The 21,111-nt window shown below is 70.0% G+C and carries 17 protein-coding genes; all 17 read left to right on the forward strand.

Features of this window, described 5'->3' with window-relative positions; translation table 11 throughout:
• Positions 1-17 precede the first annotated feature (17 nt).
• Genes VEW47_17875 through VEW47_17955 form a run of 17 tightly spaced genes read left to right on the forward strand, consistent with a single transcriptional unit; the run spans position 18 to position 21,015 of the window.
• The gene (locus VEW47_17875; GenBank protein HYS07050.1) at positions 18-1,037 is read left to right on the forward strand and encodes an LLM class flavin-dependent oxidoreductase; all 1,020 of its coding nucleotides are present in this window, start codon (positions 18-20) and stop codon (positions 1,035-1,037) included.
• Complete coding sequence (locus VEW47_17880; protein ID HYS07051.1) at positions 1,010-2,626, forward strand: amino acid adenylation domain-containing protein; 1,617 nt, start codon at positions 1,010-1,012, stop codon at positions 2,624-2,626. Before VEW47_17875 ends, VEW47_17880 begins: the two co-directional genes overlap by 28 nt.
• The gene (locus VEW47_17885) at positions 2,598-3,104 is read left to right on the forward strand and encodes a GNAT family protein (GenBank protein HYS07052.1); all 507 of its coding nucleotides are present in this window, start codon (positions 2,598-2,600) and stop codon (positions 3,102-3,104) included. The genes VEW47_17880 and VEW47_17885 overlap by 29 nt, the downstream gene beginning before the upstream one ends.
• Before the next feature lies 1 nt (position 3,105).
• Positions 3,106-3,375 (forward strand): acyl carrier protein, encoded by a 270-nt coding sequence (locus VEW47_17890; protein ID HYS07053.1) that lies wholly within the window; start codon positions 3,106-3,108, stop codon positions 3,373-3,375.
• Positions 3,372-3,851 carry a flavin reductase family protein gene (locus tag VEW47_17895; GenBank protein HYS07054.1) on the forward strand — a complete coding sequence of 160 codons (480 nt, stop codon included), beginning with the start codon at positions 3,372-3,374 and terminating at the stop codon, positions 3,849-3,851. Before VEW47_17890 ends, VEW47_17895 begins: the two co-directional genes overlap by 4 nt.
• Before the next feature lie 31 nt (positions 3,852-3,882).
• On the forward strand, positions 3,883-5,016 hold the full coding sequence (locus VEW47_17900) for a GNAT family N-acetyltransferase (GenBank protein ID HYS07055.1): 1,134 nt from the start codon (positions 3,883-3,885) through the stop codon (positions 5,014-5,016).
• Positions 5,001-6,221: a GNAT family N-acetyltransferase gene (locus tag VEW47_17905; GenBank protein HYS07056.1), complete on the forward strand. Its 1,221-nt coding sequence runs from the start codon at positions 5,001-5,003 to the stop codon at positions 6,219-6,221. Before VEW47_17900 ends, VEW47_17905 begins: the two co-directional genes overlap by 16 nt.
• A gap of 7 nt (positions 6,222-6,228) precedes the next feature.
• On the forward strand, positions 6,229-7,311 hold the full coding sequence (locus VEW47_17910; protein HYS07057.1) for a polysaccharide deacetylase family protein: 1,083 nt from the start codon (positions 6,229-6,231) through the stop codon (positions 7,309-7,311).
• A gap of 4 nt (positions 7,312-7,315) precedes the next feature.
• Positions 7,316-8,767, forward strand: coding sequence for an oligosaccharide flippase family protein (locus tag VEW47_17915; GenBank protein HYS07058.1), 1,452 nt, complete (start codon positions 7,316-7,318; stop codon positions 8,765-8,767).
• 4 nt (positions 8,768-8,771) lie between these two features.
• Positions 8,772-9,854, forward strand: a complete 1,083-nt coding sequence (locus VEW47_17920) for a glycosyltransferase family 4 protein (protein HYS07059.1) — start codon at positions 8,772-8,774, stop codon at positions 9,852-9,854.
• Entirely contained in the window at positions 9,854-11,986 is a 2,133-nt protein-coding gene (locus tag VEW47_17925; protein HYS07060.1) for an alginate lyase family protein, read from the forward strand. The genes VEW47_17920 and VEW47_17925 overlap by 1 nt, the downstream gene beginning before the upstream one ends.
• A gap of 4 nt (positions 11,987-11,990) precedes the next feature.
• Entirely contained in the window at positions 11,991-13,973 is a 1,983-nt protein-coding gene (gene asnB, locus VEW47_17930) for an asparagine synthase (glutamine-hydrolyzing) (protein HYS07061.1), read from the forward strand.
• Positions 13,970-14,956 (forward strand): polysaccharide deacetylase family protein, encoded by a 987-nt coding sequence (locus tag VEW47_17935; GenBank protein HYS07062.1) that lies wholly within the window; start codon positions 13,970-13,972, stop codon positions 14,954-14,956. Before asnB ends, VEW47_17935 begins: the two co-directional genes overlap by 4 nt.
• Entirely contained in the window at positions 14,953-16,197 is a 1,245-nt protein-coding gene (locus tag VEW47_17940; protein ID HYS07063.1) for an ATP-grasp domain-containing protein, read from the forward strand. Before VEW47_17935 ends, VEW47_17940 begins: the two co-directional genes overlap by 4 nt.
• Positions 16,198-16,206: 9 nt before the next feature.
• Positions 16,207-18,108 carry a glycosyltransferase gene (locus VEW47_17945; protein HYS07064.1) on the forward strand — a complete coding sequence of 634 codons (1,902 nt, stop codon included), beginning with the start codon at positions 16,207-16,209 and terminating at the stop codon, positions 18,106-18,108.
• Positions 18,098-19,411: a nucleotide sugar dehydrogenase gene (locus tag VEW47_17950; protein ID HYS07065.1), complete on the forward strand. Its 1,314-nt coding sequence runs from the start codon at positions 18,098-18,100 to the stop codon at positions 19,409-19,411. Before VEW47_17945 ends, VEW47_17950 begins: the two co-directional genes overlap by 11 nt.
• A complete protein-coding gene (locus VEW47_17955; protein HYS07066.1) occupies positions 19,408-21,015 on the forward strand; it encodes a hypothetical protein in 1,608 nt (535 codons plus the stop codon). The genes VEW47_17950 and VEW47_17955 overlap by 4 nt, the downstream gene beginning before the upstream one ends.
• Positions 21,016-21,111: the final 96 nt, after the last annotated feature.

A 21,111-nucleotide genomic window follows, 5' to 3' on the forward strand; every position in this document is an offset into this window, starting at 1 on the left:
AATAAGGAGGCGCACGCATGTTCGACCCACGCATCGAGGTCTTTTCCACCTGCCCGCCGTCGAGCGGCTTCGACGCGGGGAGCTACCTCCACGAGGTCGTCCGCGTGGCCCGCTGGAGCGAGGGGGCGGGCTGCCGCGGGATCCTCGTCTATTCCGACAACTCGCTCGTGGATCCGTGGCTGGTGTCGCAGGTGATCATCGAGAGCACGAGGTCCCTGTGCCCGCTGGTCGCGGTGCAGCCGGTCTACATGCATCCCTACTCCGTCGCCAGGATGGCGGCGTCCTTCGGTCATCTGCACGGGCGGCGGATCTACCTGAACATGGTCGCGGGGGGATTCAAGAACGACCTGACGGCGCTCAACGACACGACCCCCCACGACAGCCGCTACCAGAGGCTCATCGAGTACACGACCATCATCCAGCGCCTCCTCTCGGGCCCGACCCCGCTCACCTTCGATGGGGAGTTCTACAAGGTCGACAGGCTCAAGCTGACGCCGACGCTCCCTCCCAGCCTGTTTCCGGGAATCTTCGTCTCGGGATCGTCGGACGCCGGCAGGGCCGCCGCCCGCGTGATCGGTGCGACCGCCATCGAGTACCCGAAACCCGCCGAGACGCCAGGAGAGCGGCCGGCGGACGGAATGGAGCACGGGATCCGCGTCGGAATCATCACCCGGGCGGAGGAGGCGGACGCGTGGGATCTCGCCCGTGCGCGCTTCCCCGAGGACCGCCGGGGCCAGCTCACGCGCCAGCTGGCGACGAAGGTCTCCGACTCCGTCTGGCACGGGCAGCTGGCGCGGATCGCCACCGGTCCGGAAGAGAGTCCGTACTGGCTGGTCCCGTTCCAGAACTACAAGACGATGTGTCCCTATCTCGTGGGCGGCTACGAGCGGGTCTCCGAGGAGCTCGGACGGTACGCGGCGCTCGGGTATCGCTCCTTCATCCTGGACGTGCCGGTTGCGCCCGACGAGCTGCACCACGCGAGTCTCGCGTTCGAGCGTGCCCTCGACCGATGCCTGAATCGCTCGCAGACTGGGTAACCCTGCAGGCCGAACGACGCCCGGATGCCGTGGCCGTGGTCGGCGACGGGCTCGCCCTGACCTACGCCGAGCTCGAGACCCGCTCGAACCGGCTGGCGGCGATCCTGCGGGAGAGCGGCTGCGTCCCCGGCGATCGCGTCTGCCTGCTGATGGCGAAGTCGCCCCTCGCCATCATCGGTCTGCTCGGGATCTACAAGGCTCGCGCCATCTATGTGCCCCTGGATCCGTCGAGTCCCGCCGCCCGCCTGGAGAAGATCGTGGCCTCCTGCGGCCCGGCCTTCATCCTTGCGGCCGGAGCCGTGACCCGGCTGGCCGGCGAGCTCGTGGACGGCCCCGGGACGAACGGCGCCGTCGCGGTGGGCTGGCTCGACGACGGGCCGGAGCGGGGGGCCGGCCGGCCGTCGCGCTTCACCGCGCGGGACATCTCGCTCGCCCGGGACACGGCACCATCCGGCGGACGGGCGCGGCACGAACCGGCGCACATCCTGTTCACCTCGGGCTCCACGGGGATCCCCAAGGGGGTCGTGATCACGCACGCGAACGTCATCCACTTCGTCGAGTGGGCCACGAAGCACTTCGGCATCGGTCCGTCCGATCGGCTCTCCGGCCACCCGCCGCTTCAATTCGATCTGTCGTTCTTCGACATCTTCGGCGCCTTCGCCGCCGGCGCCCAGCTCCACCTGGTTCCGCCGGCGGCGACCCTGCTGCCGAACGCGCTGGCCGATTTCATGCGCGCCTCCGCGCTGACCCAGTGGTTTTCGGTCCCCTCGGTGCTCAGCTACATGGCGAAATTCGACGTGGTGGGCTACGACGACTTCCCGGCCTTGAGACGCCTGCTCTGGTGCGGGGAGGTGTTCGCGACCCCCGCCCTCATGCACTGGATGAAGCGGCTGCCCCACGTGTCGTTCACCAATCTCTATGGACCGACGGAGACGACGATCGCCAGCAGCCACTACACGCTGCCGTCCTGCCCGGGGAGCGAGCGGCAGGTCATCCCGATCGGCGTGGCGTGCGACGGAGAAGAGCTGCTCGTCCTGGACGAGGGTCTCGACCCCCTCCCGGACGGCCAGGTCGGGAGTCTCTACATCCGCGGGGCGGGGCTGAGCCCCGGTTACTGGAACGACCCCGGCAGGACGCGCGAAGTCTTCCTGGACCGTCCGACCGTCGCGGGAGGGTCCGAGCGCCTCTACAGGACGGGGGATCTCGCCTGGAGGGACGAGGCCGGCCGTTTCTTTTTCGCCGGACGCGCCGACACGCAGATCAAGAGCCGCGGATACCGGATCGAGCTCGGGGAGATCGAGACCTGCCTGGGGACGCTGGAATCGATCCGGGAGAGCGCGGTCGTGGCGATCGCCACCGGCGGGTTCGAGGGCGCCATGATCTGCTGCGCCTACGTGCCGGCATCGGAGCCCGACGCGACACCGGTGTCCCTGCGCCAGAGTCTGGGACGCCTGCTGCCGGTCCACATGCTCCCATCGCGCTGGATGACGTTCGATCGGCTCCCGAGGAACGGCAACGGGAAGATCGATCGCGCCTCCCTCAGGCGTCTGTTCGAGACCCATGAGACTGTTGCCGCTCGACAGCCCTGAGCTGATCCGGCTGGTCGCCGGCTGGATGTCCAGGAAGGAGAACTACGAGTGGCTGGACTTCGGCAACGGCAAGCAGGTCCTGACGCCCGAGTGGCTGAAGATCGCGACACAGCGGGACACCGAGCTCCTGCGCGTGTTCACGGCGGATGACGACTCCGCACCCGTCGGCATCGTCGGGCTGACGAACATCGATCGCGTGTTCCGGACGGCGCGCATCTGGGTCGTGGTCGGCGACAAGTCCTTCGGCGCGCGCGGCCACGCCACGCGGGCGGCGTCGAGGCTCCTGTCGTACGCCTTCGGGGAGCTCGGGTTGCACGCGGTGAACACGTGGATCGTCGAGCACAACCCCTCGCGCCGCATCGCCGAGCGCCTGGGATTCACGCCGATCGGCCGGCAGCGGCAGTGCCACTGCATCGACGGACGCCCCTTCGATCGTCTCTGGTTCGACCTGCTGGCGACCGAGCACCGGGAGATCTGAGATGCAGGGGAACGACGCCCTGAAGGCGAGGATCACGAGGTTGTTCGCGGAGCGTCTGAACCTGGACGTCCCGTCGGCCGACACCGATCTGTTCGAGTCGGGGGCGCTGGATTCGATGGCCTTCGTCGAACTCCTCGCCCGGCTCGAGGGGGAGTTCGGGATCGACGTCGCGCTCGCCGACATCGCGATGGACACCTTCCGGTCGATCGAGAGGATCGCCGGCTTCGTCGAGGAGAGGTCCCGGATGAAGCGCGCGGCGAAGACTGGATGAACACGACCGCGCGCCGGAAGACCCTGCGGATGCTGTCGAACGGCCTCTACGTCATGACCGCGCGCAGCGGCCATCGCTACGGGGCGGCGACGGTGACCTGGGTGTCCCAGGCCTCGTTCCGGCCGCCGCTCATCATGGCGGCGGTCCGCCCGGAGAGCAACGTGTTCGCGTGCCTGCGGGACAGCGGTCTTGCGGCCGTCCACATCCTCGCGCGCGGGCAGGAGGAGATGGCGCGCCGGTTCTTCGCGCCGACGCGGGTGCACGACGGCGACCTCAACGGCGAGCCGTTCCGCAAGGGCGCTCTCGACGCGCCGATCCTGAACAACGCCCCGGCCTACCTGGAGTGCCGCGTCCGGCGGATCTTCGACGGTCTCGGCGATCACGCCCTGGTGGTCCTGGAGGTGATGGAGGCCGAGTGCCGCGAGCAGGCGAGACCCCTGACCATCGCTGACACGCCGTGGGAGTACGGCGGGTGAGGGCGGGCTCGCGAAGGAACGTGGCATGGAGATGACCCGAAAACTTGGCGACCGGGACGGACCTCCCGGGCCGGAGGAGGCGGCCGGCGAGGTGCGGCCCATGACCGAGAGCGACGTTCCGCGGGTCGTGAGGCTGTACGAGCGTGTGTTCGCCGGGCCCGGGGCGCGCAGCGACGAGTCCGTGCAGGATCACCTGCGCGCGGTCTTCTGCCGGAATCCCTGGCGCGACGAGGCGCTCCCCTCCCTCGTGTACGAGGACGAGTCCGGGGCGATCGCCGGGTGCCTCGGAGTGGTGCCGCGCACGATGCTGTTCGAAGGCCGGCCGATCCAGGCCGCGGTCAGCCACACCTTCATGGTCGAGCCCGGCAGCCGATCGAGCCTGGCGGCCCTGGCGCTCGCCCGCGCGTTTCTCGAGGGCGGCCAGGACCTCTCGATCGCCGAGGGGGGCGGCGCGTCCCGCCGGATCCTGGAGCGGTTCGGAGGATCGACCTCGCTCCTCCTCAGTCTGCGCTGGACCCGGCCGTTGCGCCCGAGCCGTTACGTCCTGTCGATCCTGAAGCGGCGCGGCCTGGCGGCGGTGGCGTCCTGGGCGTGCGCCCCCTTCTGCTCCGCCGCGGACGCGCTCGCCCCCCTCGTCCTGGGGGAGCCGGTCCGGATGCCCCGCCCGCGCTCCACGGGGGAGGATCTGACCACGGACGATCTGCTGGAGGGGCTGTCCCGCCTGACGGTCGATCGATCCCTGCGGCCGCAGTACGACCGGGCATCCCTGGATTGGCTCCTGAGTCTGCTGGCGAACCGGAGGCGCCGTGGTCTGTTCCAGCGCGTCGCCGTGCGGGACGGCGCGGGAGATCTTCTGGGCTGGTACCTCTATTACCTCAACGCCGGCGGCATCAGCGAAGTCGTGCAGGTCGCCGCGAGAAAGGGGTTCATGGACGAGGTCCTGACCCACCTCTTTCACCACGCCCGCAAGGGGGGTGCCCTGGCGGTGTCGGGACAGATGGACCCGGCCGCCTTCCAGGCGCTCGCCGCGAAGGGGTCCGTCTTTCACCATGATGGAATCTCGTGGTTCCTGGTGCATTCCAGGAACCCGCGCGTGCTCGCGGCGATCCATCGGGCCGACGCCTTTCTGACGAGGCTGGAGGGGGAGTGGTGCATTGGACCCTAGGTGTGCGTGATTGGAGCGGCCCGCTGGGCGCCGTTCTGGAGAGGGAGCGGGAGGTCGTGTCGGTCGAGGTCGTAGACGACACCGGTCGTCTCATGGAGTTGAGGGAGGAATGGGACGACCTGCTCGCGGAGAGCGAGGCGGATGGCCTGTTTCTGACATGGGAGTGGCTGTCGACCTGGTGGAGACATCTGGGAGGGGACAGGAGGCTGTTCATCGCGGTCGTGCGCCATCGAGGCGAGCTCGTGGCCATAGCGCCGATGACAGTGAGGCCGCCGGGACTCTCCAGCGTTCTGCCGTTCCCGGCGCTCGAGTTCATGGGCACCGGCAGCATCGGCTCCGACTACCTGGACGTGATCATCCGCCGCGGGCACGAGTCCAGCGCCATGAAGACCATCGCCGAGTGCGTCTCCGGCATGAACCGCGCCATCGAGCTCGAGCAGATCAAGATCGGGGGATGCGCCGCGCTCGAGGTCGGCCGGCTCCTGGGTCGATGCGGCTGGAGCGTCTCGGAGGAGGAGACCAACGTCTCGCGGTACATCGATTTGACCGGGCGATCGTGGACGGATTACCTCGGCAGCCTCGGTGCGGCGCACCGATACAACTTCAAACGCAGGCTGCGGCGGCTCCGGCGTGAGTTCAAGGTGCGCTTCGAAGCGAGCACGACGGAGGAAGACCGGGGTCCGGCGCTGGGCCGTCTGATCGCCCTTCACCGGGCGCGCTGGAGGGAATTCACGCGCGCCTTCCACACCCCGGGCCACGTACGCTTCCACGAAGACTTCACGCGGCTCGCCTGCGAGCGTGGCTGGCTGAGGATCTTCACGCTGTGGCTGGACGACGAAGCGGTGGCGGCCCTGTACGCCCTGCGTTACGGGAAGGTCTTCTCGTTCTACCAGTCGGGGTTCGATCCGGCGTACGCGAAATTCAGCACCGGCCTGGTGACCATGGGTCTCGCCATCGAGAGCGCTTTCGAGGAAGGGGCGCAGGAATTCGACATGCTGCAGGGGCTGGAGCAGTACAAGGAGCGCTGGGCGGACCGGGTCCGCCCGCTCGGACGGGTCGAATGCTACCCGCCGCACCTGCGCGGGCTCATCTACCGCCGCGCGATGGAGCTGAGCCGGGCGGCCCGGCGCGCCGCGCGCCGCGTGCTCCCCCGGACCATCGCCGACAGGCTCGCCCTGCGGCGCGAGCGCGTGCCGAGGAGCTGATCGCTTGGTGCGACACGTCGTCAAATCGGGCCTGGCCTGCGGGCTGCGCTGGAGCGGGACGAGCCTCCTGAGACGGAGGCTCAACGGCCGCTCCGGAACTCCGTGGATCGTCGGGTACCACCGGGTCGTGGAGGACTACGCGCGGAGCGCGCGGCGCTCCATCCCGGCCATGCTGGTCAGCCGCGCGATGCTTCGCCGTCACCTCGACTGGATCGGGCGGCGCTTCGATGTGGTTCCTCTCGACGAGATCGTCACGCGCCGCGGGCGGGGGGGGAGGTTCCGCAGGCCGTCGGCGGCCATCACCTTCGACGACGGCTTCCGCGACGTCTACGAGCTGGCCTTCCCGCTCCTGAAGGCGAAGGGGATGCCGGCGGCGATCTTCGTCGTGACCTCCCTTGTCGGCACGTCCGGCGTCCCCTTGTTCGAGCGGCTGTACCTGGCGCTGCTGCGCGCGCGGAACACCTCGCAGTCCCTGAGCACCCGGCTCGGGAGCATCGTGTCGGCCCTCGGTCTCGAGGTCGAGGGACTCGCGGACGCCGCGCCCGCGGCGGGGGATACGCTCCGGCTGACGCGACGGATCCTGGAAACTCTGCGCCGGGACGATCTCGCGCTCCTGGTGGAAGCGCTCGAGAAGGAGGTCGGAGTGGACGAAGAGGCCCTCCGCGAGCGTCGTCCTCTCGACTGGGACATGCTCAAGGAGATGCGGCGCTCGGGTGTCACCATCGGCTCGCACACGCGCCGGCATGTCGTCCTGACCCTGGAGAGCGAGAAGCGCGTGCAGGAGGAGACGGTCGGATCCCGGCGCGATCTGGAGGAACGGCTCGGCGCCGCCGTCCACCACTTCGCCTACCCGAACGGCTGGTTCGACGACGCGACCGTGGCCGCCGTGCAGGCGGCCGGATACAGCTTCGCCTACACCTCGTGCCGCCACCGCGATCCCGCTCATCCCCATCTGACCCTGCCGCGCACCCTCCTGTGGGAGAAGTCGAGCCTCGGGATGTTCGGCACCTTCTCGCCCGCCGTGATGGGCTGCCAGGCCGATGGCACCTTCGATCGCTCCGGGCTGTGCCCCCTGCACCGTCGGAACTGAGCCCATGGATTCGACCCTCAAACCCACCGCCGTGCTGATGTCGGGCCGTCTGGCCGGCATCGTCGTGGCGTTCAGCATCCCGATCGTGCTCGCCAGGACCCTCGACCAGTCCGCCTTCGGCACGTACAAGCAGCTGTTCCTGATCTACGCCACTCTGTACGGGATCGCCCAGCTCGGCATGGCGGAGAGCCTGTTCTACTTTCTCCCGGCCGACCCGGCGAAGGCCGGCCGCTACACGCTGAACTCGCTGCTGGTCCTGGCCGCGGCGGGAGCCTTCTGCTTCTTCGCGCTCTGGGCCGGCCGTGACCGGGTGGCGGCGTGGTTCGGAAACGGCGACCTCGCGGCAGGCCTTCCGTGGATCGGCCTCTACCTCGGGCTGATGCTCGCATCGACGCCGCTCGAGATCGTGCAGGTCGCCCGCAATCGCTTCGCCCGGGCCGCCTGGACCTACGCCGCGTCGGACCTGGCGCGGACCGCCCTGTGCCTGCTTCCGGTGCTCCTGTCGAGGAGCCTCCGGGGAGTCCTGATCGGGGGAGCGGCGTTCGCGCTTCTGCGCTTCGGGGCGGTCATCCGGATACTGAGCACGGAGTTCGGCCACGAGCCCCGGCCGGACCCTTCGCTTCTGCGCACGCAGCTGGCCTACGCCATGCCCTTCCAGCTGGCGGTCCTGCTCGAGATCCTGCAGGCGAACCTGCACCAGTACGCGGTGTCCCTGCGTTTCGATCCGGCGACCTTCGCGATCTACTCCGTCGGCTGCCTGCAGGTGCCGCTGGTGGACCTCCTGGCCGGCACGAGCTGCAACGTCATGATGGTGAAGATGGGGGAGGACCTCCGGACCGGCCGCGGCGAGGCGGCCGTGGCCGCCTGGCACGCCACGGTCCGCAAGCTGGCCCTGGCGTTCTTCCCCCTCGTCGCGATCCTGCTGGTCAACGCGCGCGACCTCATCGTCTTCCTGTTCACGGCGCGCTACCTGGAGAGCGTGCCGATCTTCATGGTCTGGACCGCATCCTTCCTTCTCATGACGCTCCCCGTGGACGGAGTCCTGCGGGTGCACGCCGACACCCGCTTCCTGTTTCTGCTCGGGGCGGTCAAGCTCCTGATCATCGGGGCCACGGTCGGCTGGTTCCTCGGGCGCTTCCAGCTGCTGGGCGGCGTGTTCGTGTCCCTGCTGGCCGTCCTGGTCGGGAAATCGCTGGCGCTCTTCCGGGTGAAGCGCCATTTGAAGGTGACGTGGTCCGGACTCATGCCGTGGTCGTCCCTGGCCGCCACCCTCCTCTCGGCCCTGGCCGCCGCTCTTCCGGCTCTCCTGGTCAAGGACACGCTGGCGCTTCCCCCCGTGGCGTCGATGCTCGTGAGCGGCGTGGTCTACCTTCTCGCCTACGCCGCGCTGGCCGGTGGATTCATCGACAGCGGTCTGCGCCGGCGGCTCGTGTCGATCCTGGAGGCGCAGAGGTAGGGGCATGCGCGGCCTCCGGTCGTCACGGTCTCCGAAGATCGCCATGGTGGCCGCCAGCCACGACATCCTCGGCGGACAGTTCGTCCAGGCGGCCAGCCTCGCGGCCGCGCTGCGCGCGGACGGAGCGGAGGTCACATTCATCCCGGTCAACCCGCCCTTCCCCGCCGCGATCCGCTGGGCGCGCCGCTGGCCGTATGCCCGGACGGTGCTGAACGAAGCGCTCTATCTCCCGAGTCTGGGCGGCTTGAGGGACGCGGACGTCGTGCACGTCTTCTCGGCGGCCTACTGGTCGTTTCTCCTGGGCCCCGCGGCCGCCATCACGATGGCGAGGGCTCTCCACAGGCGCGTGATCCTTCACTACCACAGCGGTGAAGCGGAGCGGCATCTCGCCCGGTGGGGAGCCCTTGTCCACCCGTGGCTGCGGCGGGTCGACGAGATCGTCGTTCCCTCGGAGTACCTGCGACGGATCTTCGCGGTCCACGGATATCGCGCGCGGGTCATCCGGAACGTGATCGAGACGCCGCGATTCTGCTACCGCGAGCGCGTCCCGCTGCGTCCGCGCCTCCTGTCCACCCGCAATTTCGAGCCGCATTACCGGGTGGAGAACACCCTGCGGGCCTTCGCCGCCCTGCGGAGCCGCTACCCCGAGGCGACTCTGACCCTCGCGGGGTACGGCAGCGAGGAGGAACGCCTCCGGCAGGTGGCTGCCCGGCTCGGCCCGCAGGGCATCCGGTTCGCGGGGCGGGTGGAGCCCGAGAACGTGCCGGCCCTTTACGAAGGCTCGGACATCTTCGTCAACTCGTCGGTCATCGACAACCAGCCGGTCTCGATCCTCGAGGCCTTCGCCTCGGGTCTTCCCGTCGTGTCCACCGGCACCGGGGACATCCCCGCCATGGTCGGGTCGGGGGAGATGGGCCTCCTCGTGCCTCCCGACCGGCCCGATGCGATGGCGCAGGCCGTCGCCGCCCTGCTGCAGGAGCCGCAGCGGGCCCTGCTCATCGCGCGGCGTGCCCGGGAGGCGATCAGGGACTACGCCTGGACGAGCGTGCGGGAGGCGTGGTCGGCGGTGTACGCGGGGCGGTCGTGATGAGACTGCAGCGTCTGCTCGGCATCGGGATGGGCGGCCTCGCCGAGCGCGGCCGCCAGGAGGGGCGCAAGTGGCTGGAGCGGCGGGGCCTGGCGCGTCCGGAGCCCATGCGGTCCTTCACGGACGAGCATCGCCTCGAGCGCTTCCGCAAGGTGAGCGCGGTGCGGTTCTTCGCCGGGGCGATGACCCGCGCGACGCCGTTCTTCCTGGCAGCCCGGATGCCGGAAGCCCGGACACGCGCGCTCCGAACCGCCTCAGATCTCTGGAAGGGGCGCTTCGATCTGCTCGGGTACCGCGGTCTCTCGTTCGGCGATCCGGTGGACTGGCACCTCGACCCGGTCTCGGGGCGACGCGCCCCGCTGGTCCACTGGAGCCTGATCGATCCGCTCGATGCCCGGGCGGTCGGGGACAGCAAGGTGGTCTGGGAGCTCAACCGTCACCAGTGGCTGGTCCGCCTGGGGCAGGCGTTCCGTCTCACGGGGGACGACCGCTTCGCCGAGGCGTTCGCGCTTCACGTGCGCGACTGGCTCAAGGCCAACCCGGAGGGGATCGGAATCAACTGGACGAGCAGCCTGGAGGCGGCCCTGCGCCTGATCTCCTGGTGCTGGGCCCTCTGTCTGTTCCGGGGCGCGCCGGCGCTCACGAACGGGTTGTTCACGCAGATGCTCTCCTCCATCCGGGCGCACGCCACGCACGTGGAACGGTACCTGTCGCGATCGTACTCGCCCAACACGCACCTCACCGGCGAGGCGCTCGGCCTGTTCTACGCCGGCACCCTCTTCCCGGGCCTGCGCGACGCCCCGCGCTGGGGACAGCTGGGCGCGCGGATTCTGCTGGAGGAGAGCGGGCGGCAGATTCTTCCCGACGGTGTGTATTTCGAGCGCTCCACCTGCTACCAGCGCTACACCGTGGAGATCTACCTGCATTTCCTGATCCTGGCGCGCCGCAGCGGCCTGGATCTGCCCGAGGTCCTGGAACAGCGGGTCTGCCGCATGCTCGACGTCCTGCTGGCGCTGCGGCGCCCCGACGGAGCGATGCCTTCGATCGGTGACGCCGATGGCGGCTGGCTGTTGCCTCTCGACGAGAGGAGTCCCGAGGATCTTCGCGGGGTGTTCTCGACCGCGGCGGCCCTGTTCGAGCGGGCCGACTACGCCTGGGCGGCCGCCGGAGCGGCCCCCGAGACGCTGTGGCTGCTCGGGCGGGCCGGGATCGAAGCCTTCGAGGCGATGACGCCTGAACCGCCGGCCGTGAACCCCTCCCGCCTGTTCCCCGAAGGCGGGTACGCGGTGATGCGCAGCGGCTGGTCGCCCCGGGACCATCAGCTCATCTTCGACGTCGGTCCGCTCGGCTGTCCCATCAGCGCGGGGCACGGGCACGCCGACCTGCTCGGAATCCAGTGCGCCGCGTTCGGCAAGCCGTTCCTGACGGACCCCGGCACCTACGGGTATACCGCCGAGCCGGAGTGGCGCGATTTCTTCCGCGGTACCGCGGCCCACAGCACCGTGATCGTCGATGGCCGGCCCCAGGCCGAGGCGGCGGGGCCGTTCGCCTGGAAGGAGAGGCCCGCGGCGCGCCTGCGCCGCTTCTTCACCTCGGACGACGTCGATTTCGCCGACGCCGAGCACGACGCCTACGGCCGTCTGTCCGATCCGGTGAGGCACCGCCGCCGTCTGCTGTTCGTCAAGCCGCGGTTCTTCATCATCGTGGACGACCTCGACGGCCGGGAGGAGCACCGGGTCGAGCTCCGATTCCAGTTCGGCCCGATGGTCGTGACGGTCGATCCGGAGCTGTGGGCGCGGGCGTACGGACCGGGGCGCCACGATCTCAGGATCCGCCCCCTGGCGACAGTCCCGCTCTCCGGCGAGGTGCGCGAGGGGGAGACCGGGCCGATCCAGGGGTGGGTGTCGCCGGACTACGGCCGCCGCCTGGCGGCTCCCGTCCTGATCTACCGGGCCGTGACGCGCCTGCCGGTGCGGATCGTCACCCTCCTTCTGCCGTGCGATCGACCGTCCGAGCCTCTCCCTTCCGTGCTCCCGCTCCTCCGGGACGGCCGCCTGGCCGGCCTCCGCCTCGACTCGTCGGGAGAGTCCTTCCGCTTCGACGACGACGATTTCGTCGTGGAGAGGTCCTAGATCGATGTGCGGGATCGTCGGAATCGTCCGGTTCGACCCCCGCGAAAGGGTGGATGCCAGCCGACTGAAGAGGATGGCCGACGCGCTCCGGCACCGGGGGCCGGACGGGTCGGGACAGTGGATCGAAGGACCGATCGGGCTCGGGCACCGTCGTCTGGCGATCATGGACGTCGCCGGCGGCGCCCAGCCGATGACCAACGAGGACGGCTCGCTCGTCATCGTGCACAACGGCGAGACCTACAACCACCCGGTCCTGCGGCCGCTCCTCGAGGCGAAAGGACACCGCTACCGCACCCGCAGCGACACCGAGACCATCCTGCATCTCTACGAAGACGAAGCGGAAGGGTGCGTCGAGCGACTGCGCGGCATGTTCGCCTTCGCGCTCTGGGACCGCCGGGAGGGGCGGCTGCTCCTGGCGCGCGATCGCCTCGGGATCAAGCCGCTCTACTACGCCCTGACCGACTCCGAGCTGCTGTTCGCCTCGGAGATCAAGGCGATCCTGGCCGCGGGCTCGGTGCGGGCCGCGCTCGACGAAGCGGTCCTCCCCGAGTTCCTGGCGACCCGCTTCGTCTCCGGCGAGGAGACCTTCTTCCGCGGCGTGCGCAAGCTGCTGCCCGGGAGGACGCTGACCTGGTCCCTCGAGCGCGGGTTCGGAGGGCGCCGCTACTGGAGCCTGCCCGCGCCGCGGGAGCCGGCCGGCGGCGGACTTCAGGAAGAGGCCGTGAGAGTGCGGGATCGGCTCGAGGAGGCCGTGAGAGTCCACCTCATGAGCGACGTCCCCGTGGGCCTCTTCCTGTCCGGCGGGATCGATTCCTCGGCCATCGCGGCGCTGGCGGCGAGGCTGGCCGGCCGCCCGCTCCGCACCTTCGCGGTCGGCTTCGCCGAGAAGGATGCCGACGAGCTGGCGTACGCGCGGCTCGCGGCGCGCTCCGTCGGCGCTGTGCACCGCGAGGTGGTCATGTCCGCCGGGGAATTCTTCCACGCCCTGCCGCGCCTCGTCTGGCACGAGGACGAGCCGATCGCCTTTCCCTCGAGCGTTCCGCTTCACTTCGTTTCCCGGCTGGCGGCGGAGCACGTCAAGGTGGTGCTGACGGGAGAAGGGGCGGACGAGCTCTTCCTCGGCTATAACCGCTACCGGGTCACGCGCTGGAACGAGCGTCTGGGCGCGGCCTACGGCGCGCTGGTGCCCCCGATCCTGAGGGACGCCGCGGGACGCCTCGTCACGACGCTGCCACGGCCGGCCCGCCGGTACGCCTCGCGGACATTCCTGGCGTTCGGGTCCGGCCCGCGAGAGTCGTTCTTCGAGAACTTCGCGGTGTTTCCCGAGGCGCGGCTCAAGACGCTCCTTCTGGACCGCGGCCCGCTCGACGCCCGCGACCCGTATGCCGTCGGGTTGCGCTGCTACGGGGAGACCGCCGGCTCCTCGCTCCAGAAGATGAGCCACGCCGACCTCCAGACTTACCTGGTCGAGCTCCTCATGAAGCAGGACCAGATGAGCATGGCGGCCTCGATCGAGAGCCGCGTCCCCTACCTGGACCACGAGTTCGTCGAGTACATCGCGTCCCTGCCGCCCGATCTCAAGATCCGCGGCCTGCGGACCAAGGCGATCCTGAGGGAGGCGGTCCGGGGGCTGGTGCCGCGCGAGATCCTGACGCGGAGGAAGATGGGCTTCCCGGTCCCGGTCGGTCTCTGGTTCCGCGGGCCGTTCGCGCCGCTCGTCGGCGATCTCGTCCTGGGACCCCGCGCCCTCGGCCGCGGTCTCTTCGATCGATCCGAGGTCGAGCGTCTTTACGCCGAGCACCGCTCCGGGTCGGCGCGGCACGCCGACAGGCTGTGGCTCCTGATCAACCTGGAAATCTGGCAGCGAATCTTCATCGATGGTGAGGACCCCGCCGACATGATGTCGGCCGCGAGCGAGCCCGCGGCCAGGATCGCGTCGCCTGGTCTTGCAATGGCCGCGGGGGCGGCCGGGAGGCGTCACCCATGATCGATACCTTGAGGTCCTGCGCCGAGACCTTGTTCTTCCGCCTGGAGCGCGCCGTCACGGCGGCGCTCTATCCGTGGTGCCTGCTGCGCCGCCGCCTGGGAGAGCGGCCCCGCGTCCCGATCCTCTTGTATCACCAGGTCGGCCGTCCCGTGGAGGGGGTGCCGGCCTGCGCCGACTGCGTCTCCCCGGACCGGTTCGAGCGGCAGATCCTCGCCATCCTCGACGCCGGCTACGAGGTCATCCCGCTCTCGTCCCTGGTCCGGGCGCTCCGGGACGGGCGGACGCCGCTTCCCGCGCGCTCGGTCGTGCTGACCTTCGACGACGGTTTCCGGGGCCAGTTCGTGAACGCCTACCCGGTCCTGCGGCGCCATCGCCTGCCCGCCACTCTGTTCGTGGTCCCGGGTTATGTCGGACGGTACTCGTTCTACCGCCACCTCGGTGTCGAGGACGCCCCGGCCGCGCGCGGCGGCACGCCCCCGCTGGCCTGGCTGCCGCTGTCCTGGGATGAGGTCGAGGACATGCATCGGCACGGAGTCGAGGTCGGGTCGCATTCCATGTCGCATCGATCCCTGGGCCGGCTGTCCGGCGCGGAGGCGGAGTTCGAAGCCCGCAGATCGAGGGAGATCCTGGCGGAGCGGCTGGGAGCGCCGATCGATCTTTTCGCCTACCCGTTCGGATCACAGGCCTACAAGGATTTCGATCAGAGTCTCGAGGAGATGCTGCGCGGGATGGAGTACGACGGTGCGTGCACCACGGTGATCGGCCGGTGCGCTCCCGGGGTGGATCTCTACGCCCTGCCGCGCATCCCGATGGAGGAGGCCGATACTCCCTTCCGCGTGCGCTGCAAGCTCGCGGGGGCCTACGACTGGGTGGGCACGGTCAAGTCGATCTGCCAGCGCCTCGTGGCGCGGCGGGATCGGGTCGATGCCGGGCTGCCGTTCGATGAGACCTCCGGGCTGGGGGCCGGGTTCACACGGACATGAGCGTCCTGGTCACCGACGCCTCCGGAAACCACGCCCTGGCGGTCGTCCGATCGCTCGGGCGCCGCGGTCTGCGCGTCATCGCGGCCGAGACCGGCCGGCTGGCGCAGGCCGGGTTCAGCCGCTTCTGCGCGGCGCGCGCCCTTTACCCCTCGCCGATCCGCGGCGTGAGGGAGTTCCAGGAAGGCCTGCGCCGGCTCCTCGACGTCCACCGGCCGGATCTCCTCATGCCGATGACGGAGCGGACGATCCTGGCGATGGGCCCGATGCGCCGGGAGATCGAATCCCGGACCAGGCTGGCGCCGCTTCCCTCCGAGGAATCCCTGCGCGTCGCGTTCGACAAGCAGGCGACGATCGGCCTGGCGGCGTCGCTCGGGATCGCCGTGCCGAGGACAATCGTGCTGTCGAACCCGTCCGACGTCGCGGCGGTGCGCTCGCGCCTGACCTATCCCGCGGTGATCAAGCCCCGGTGCTCCGAGTACCTGATGGCGGACGGCGGCATGACGAAGGGGGGGCCGCCGGTGTATTGCTTCGGGCCGGACGACCTGGAGGCCGCGTACCTCTCCGTGCATCGGCGCGCGCCGTCGCCGCTGATCCAGGAGTTCATACCGGGCGAGGGGTACGGCATCTCGGCCCTGTACGACCGCGGCCGGCCCAGGGCCCTGTTCGCGCACCGGCGGCTGCGCATGATCCAGCCGACCGGCTCGGGGAGCTCGCTGCGCGAGAGCGTATCGCCGCCGCCCGACATGGCCGAGGCGGCGCGCGCTCTCCTGGAGGCTCTCTCCTGGCACGGCGTGGCCATGGTCGAGTTCAAGAGGGACGCGCGCGACGGCCGGCCGCGACTGATGGAGATCAACGGCCGCTTCTGGAACTCGCTGCCGCTCGCGGTCGCCAGCGGCGTGGACTTCCCGTTCCTCCTTTATACCCTCGCCGTCGAGGGGAAGTGTGAGGAGCGCTTCGACTACCGGATGGGAGTCCGCTGCCGCTGGCTCGCGGGAGACGTGCAGCACCTCGTGCGGGTGCTGCGTGGACGGCCGGCCGGATGGACCGACAGCTACCCCTCCCGACTGAGGACCGTCCTCGACTTCCTGAAGCCGGCCGGGAGGGACCTGCACTACGACGACCTGTGGCCGGCCGATCCTCTGCCGTTCTTCATAGCACTCGCCGGGGCGGCGCTGCGCGGTCCCGGCGGCCGCGCGCCCGGGCAGCCTCTGCCGGTGCTCGAGAGGGCGCCCCATGTCTGAGGCCCCGGCTTGAGGATCCTCTGGGTCAAGGTCGGGGGGCTGTGGCCGCTCGAGACCGGCGGCCGGCTGCGGAGCTTCCACCTGGTCTCGGAGCTGTCGCGCCGCCACTCCGTCGTCCTCCTCACGACGCACGCCGCGGCCGACGATGCCGGCGCCCTGGCCCGCCGCCTGCCGCGCGCTGAAGTCGTCTCCTTCCCGTTCGACATCCCGAAGCGGTCCACCGCCGCCTTCGCGCGGACGCTCCTGCGTTCGTGGCTCTCGCCGCTGCCGGTCGATCTCCTGAAGTTCCAGGTCCCGGCCCTGGCGCGTGAAGTGCGCCGGCGAGCGCTCTCGGGGGGGGCCGATCTCTGCGTCGCGGATTTCCTCAGCGCCACGGTGAACGTCCCCCTGGACGGGCCGCTGCCCGTGCTGTTCTTCGCCCACAACGTGGAGCACCTGATCTGGAGACGGCTGGGCTCGATCGAACGACGGCCGTGGATTCGCCTGCCGCTGGCGATCGAGTGGCGGAAGATGCGCCGGGCCGAGTCGCGGGCATGCGCCCGCGCGGACCTGACCGTGGCGGTGTCCGAGGCGGACGCCGCGCTGCTCGCGGCCGGCTCCGTGGGCGCCCCGGTGAGCGCCGTCCCCACGGGGGTCGACGCCACCTACTTCACGCCGGGCGGCGAGGAATCGCCGCGTCCGTCGATCGTCTTCACCGGCTCGATGGACTGGTATCCGAACGAGGACGCGATCCTGCACTTCCTGGGCGAGATCCTTCCCGTTGTCCGGACCTACGTCCCGGACGTCTCGTTCTCGGTGGTCGGACGGAACCCGACGGCCCGGCTGCGCGCCGCCGCGGCCGCCGCCGGTGCGCGCGTCACCGGGACCGTCCCGGACGTGCGCCCCTATCTCTCGGAGGGGATGGTGTACGTCGTGCCGTTGCGAATCGGCGGCGGGACGCGTCTCAAGATATTCGAGGCGCTGGCGGCGGGGAAGGCCGTGGTCTCGACGACCGTGGGGGCGGAGGGGCTTCCGCTCGTCCCGGGCGTGCACTTCCTGCAGGTGGACGATCCCAAGGAGTTCGCGCGGGCCATCGTCTCGCTCCTGCGCGATCCCCGGCGCCGCGCCGCGCTCGGCGCGGCGGGACGGCGGCTGGTCGAGGACCGTTTCGGCTGGCCGCGGGTGGCGGAGGACTTCGAGGTGCTCTGCGCCGAGGCCGTCGGGCGGGCCCGCGCCGGGCGGACCACGGGCGGGAGCGCCGGCCGCATCCCGATCCTCCGGCGCGGCAGGCGATGGCTGCCGCGCGGGATCCTGACGCTGGCGAGGGCGCACCGGACCCTCGACGCGCGGCAGATCCGGATCTACTGGAGTCTCAGGTTCAGGCGCGCCCTCGGCCTGCGCACAGCACCGGGGGAGCCGCCCCGGGCGGTCCACAGCGTCGTGTACATCTGCCGCGGCAACATCATCCGCAGCCCGATGGCGGAGGCGCTCCTGAAGCGGTGCCTCGACGATCGGGGCGGACGTGCGGTCGAGGTGAGCTCGGCCGGTCTCTACGCCCGCAAGGGCCAGCCCGCCGACCCGCGTGCGCGCATCGCCGCCCGGCATTTCGGGATCGATCTCGAGAGCCATCAGGCGCGGCCGGTGTCGCGCGCGCTCCTGGAGCGCGCCGCACTCATCGTCCCGATGGACTCCCTCATCGAGGCGGAGCTGCGCGCGCGCCATCCGGACTTCACCGACAGGATCAGGCTGTTCCACTCGGAGGGAGGCGGCCGCGTCCCGCGGCCGATCGACATTCCCGATCCCTACGATGGAGACGTGACGGAGATCCGCCGCCGCTACGATCTCATCGAAGCCTGCGTCCGCCGCCAGGCGGAGGAGCTTCTGGCGCGGCGCCCGGACGAGAGAGAGGTGGAGATCCGTCGTGCGCGTTAGTGTGTTCGGGCTCGGGTACGTCGGTTGCGTGACCGCCGCCTGCCTGGCGAAGACCGGGCACGAGGTGATCGGTGTCGATGTGGACCCGGACAAAGTGTCCATGCTGAACGAGGCGATGCCGCCCGTCGTCGAGGCAGGGCTGGGCGGGCTGCTCGAGGAGGTCGTCGGCGAGAGGCGGCTTCGAGCCACGACCGATCCGAAGGAGGCGGTGGAGGGCTCCGACGTGGCGTTGATCTGCGTCGGGACTCCGGGGCGCGCCAACGGGCAGCCGGACGTCGCGGCGATCGAGCGCGTGGGCCGCGAGATCGGCCTGGCGCTCGCGGGCCGCGAAGAGCCGTTCACCGTGGTGCTGCGCAGCACGGTTCTCCCCGGCACGACCGAGAGAGTCCTCCTTCCCTCGCTGTTCTCGGGGCCGCTGCAGGGACAGCGAGGGCCGCTGCGGGTCGCCGTGAATCCCGAGTTCATGCGCGAGGGGTCCTCCCTGCGCGACTTCGCGCAGCCCCCGTTCACGCTCTTCGGGTGCGACGATCCCGCGACCGCCTTCCTGTTCCGATCGCTCTATACCGGCGTCGACGCCCCGTTCATTCACACGACTCTGCGGGTCGCCGAGACCGTCAAGTACGTCTGCAACGCCTTCCACGCCCTCAAGGTCTGCTTCGGCAACGAGATCGCGGACGCGTGCCAGGCCCTGGGTGTCGATGCCGCGGAGGTCATGCGGATCTTCCTCATGGACCGGAAGCTCAATGTCTCCGAGGCCTACCTTCGCCCAGGCTTCGCGTTCGGAGGATCGTGCCTGCCGAAGGACCTGCGCGCCCTCGTCCACGCCGGCCGCCAGGCGGACCTGCCGCTGCCGCTCCTTTCGTCCATTCTGCCTTCGAACGACGAGCAGATCCGCCGGGCCGTCGAGACGGTCCTGCGGACCCGCAAGAAGCGCGTCGGGATCGTCGGCCTGTCGTTCAAGCCGGGGACGGACGATCTCCGGGAGAGTCCCATGGTCGCGCTCGTGGAGACGCTCGTCGGCAAGGGGTGCGACGTCCGCATCCTCGACCGGAGCGTCTCGATCGCCCGGCTGGTGGGCGCGAACCGCCGCTTCATCCGTGAGGAGATCCCGCACATCGCGTCGTTGATGTGCGGCAGCGCGCCGGCGCTCCTGGCCCACGCGGACGTCCTCGTCATCGGCCGCCCCGGCGAGGAGGCGGCCGGCGTGCTGGCGGACATCGGACCCGGGCAGACGGTGATCGATCTGACGCGCGGCGCTGTGAAGGCGCCGGCGCACCGGCGCGAACAGGTGGAATCCCGGTGAGGACGCTCGCGGTGGCGGCGGTGCTCGCGGCTCTTCCGCTGGCGTCTTCGTCCATCGGGAAGGTCGAACGACCGCGGACCACCGTCGACACCGCGTTCCCAGCCCCCGCGGGGAAGACCCTCGCCGTCGCCGCCGGCGGCGATCTCCAGGAAGCGCTCGACAAGGCGGCTCCGGGGGACGTCATCGTCCTGCAGGCGGGGGCGGTCTACCGGGGACCGTTCACGCTTCCCAGGAAGGAGGGTTCGGGATGGATCGTCGTCCGGACGGGCGCGGGGAACGGCGATCTGCCGCCCCCCGGGACGCGCGTCGACCCGTCGTTCGCGCGCATCATGCCCAGGCTCGAGTCCGCGTCCGGCGCCGTGATCCGGACGGCGCCGGGAGCGCACCACTATCGGTTCGTCGGGCTCGAGATCCGTCCTGCGACCGGCGCGTTCCTCTACGGTCTCGTCCTTCTCGGGAACGACGAGACCTCGGCGGACAGCCTGCCGCACCACATCGTCGTCGATCGCTGCTATCTCCACGGCGATCCTCGCAAAGGGACCCGGCGGGGGATCGCCCTCAACTCCAGCGACACGGCCGTCATCGATTCCTGGCTCGCCGACTTCAAGGAGCCCGGGGCCGATTCGCAGGCGATCGCGGGCTGGAACGGCCCCGGTCCGTTCAGGATCGTCAACAACCATCTCGAGGGAGCGGGGGAGAACATCATCTTCGGGGGGTCGCCCCCCTCCATCCCCGGTCTGGTCCCCTCCGACATCGAAGTGCGCGACAACCACCTGTACAAGCCGCCGGCCTGGAAGGCGGACGATCCGTCGTTCGAGGGGACGCATTGGTCGGTCAAGAACATCTTCGAGCTGAAAAACGCCCGGCGCGTCCTGGTCGAGCACAACGTGCTGGAGAACAACTGGGTCGACGGACAGGACGGGTTCGGAATCCTGTTCACGGTGCGCACCGAGGGGGACAAGGCGCCCTGGGCCGTGGTCCAGGACGTGACCTTCGCGAACAACGTCGTAAGGAACACGACGTCCGGTGTCAACATCCTCGGGATCGACAACACGTCGCCGGCGCGCGCGGGACGGACCACGCGTCTCGAGATCGCGAACAACCTGTTCATCGACATCGGGTCGCCCGGCAGGGAAGGGTCGGGGACATTGTTCCAGATCGTCGACGGAGCATCGGGCGTCACGATCGAGCACAACACGGCGTTCCACACCGGCAGCATCATCGCCGCCGACCTGGCGCCGAGCCCGGGCCTGGTGTTCCGGGACAACATCGTCGAGCACAACACGTACGGAGTCTTCGGCAGCGGCCTGGGCAGCGGCCTGCCGGCGCTCGAGCACTATTTCCCCGGGTTCGAGTTCCGCAAGAACGTCGTCATCGCGAATCCGGCCCCGCGGCGGTACCCCGCCGATAATTTCTATCCCTCCTCCATCGCGGGGGTCGGCTTCGTCGACTACGGTCACGGCGACTTTCGGCTCGCCGGGGCCAGCCCGCTCCGCGGCAAGGGCACCCAGGGGACCGACCCGGGTGCCGACCTCGCTCTCGTCCCCCCGCTCTCCCGGTCCCCGGGGTCCTCGGATCGCAGAGGACCCGCAGTTCCCGGTTGATCCGGCAAGGGACCGCGGTACATTCCTCTCAGATACCACGCGATTCCTCTGCGGAAACCCGTCTGCCCGTCCGGCCGCGCCCGGACGCACGAGGTG

The sequence above is a fragment of the Candidatus Dormiibacterota bacterium genome, from assembly GCA_035635555.1.
GTDB lineage: Bacteria > Acidobacteriota > Polarisedimenticolia > Gp22-AA2 > Gp22-AA2 > Gp22-AA3.

Coding starts and splice junctions, on each gene's coding strand:
- VEW47_17875 (HYS07050.1), top strand. CDS start 18: ATGTTCGACCCACGCATCGAGGTCTTTTCCACCTGCCCGCCGTCGAGC.
- VEW47_17880 (HYS07051.1), top strand. CDS start 1,010: ATGCCTGAATCGCTCGCAGACTGGGTAACCCTGCAGGCCGAACGACGC.
- VEW47_17885 (HYS07052.1), top strand. CDS start 2,598: ATGAGACTGTTGCCGCTCGACAGCCCTGAGCTGATCCGGCTGGTCGCC.
- VEW47_17890 (HYS07053.1), top strand. CDS start 3,106: ATGCAGGGGAACGACGCCCTGAAGGCGAGGATCACGAGGTTGTTCGCG.
- VEW47_17895 (HYS07054.1), top strand. CDS start 3,372: ATGAACACGACCGCGCGCCGGAAGACCCTGCGGATGCTGTCGAACGGC.
- VEW47_17900 (HYS07055.1), top strand. CDS start 3,883: ATGACCCGAAAACTTGGCGACCGGGACGGACCTCCCGGGCCGGAGGAG.
- VEW47_17915 (HYS07058.1), top strand. CDS start 7,316: ATGGATTCGACCCTCAAACCCACCGCCGTGCTGATGTCGGGCCGTCTG.
- VEW47_17920 (HYS07059.1), top strand. CDS start 8,772: ATGCGCGGCCTCCGGTCGTCACGGTCTCCGAAGATCGCCATGGTGGCC.
- VEW47_17925 (HYS07060.1), top strand. CDS start 9,854: ATGAGACTGCAGCGTCTGCTCGGCATCGGGATGGGCGGCCTCGCCGAG.
- asnB (HYS07061.1), top strand. CDS start 11,991: ATGTGCGGGATCGTCGGAATCGTCCGGTTCGACCCCCGCGAAAGGGTG.
- VEW47_17935 (HYS07062.1), top strand. CDS start 13,970: ATGATCGATACCTTGAGGTCCTGCGCCGAGACCTTGTTCTTCCGCCTG.
- VEW47_17940 (HYS07063.1), top strand. CDS start 14,953: ATGAGCGTCCTGGTCACCGACGCCTCCGGAAACCACGCCCTGGCGGTC.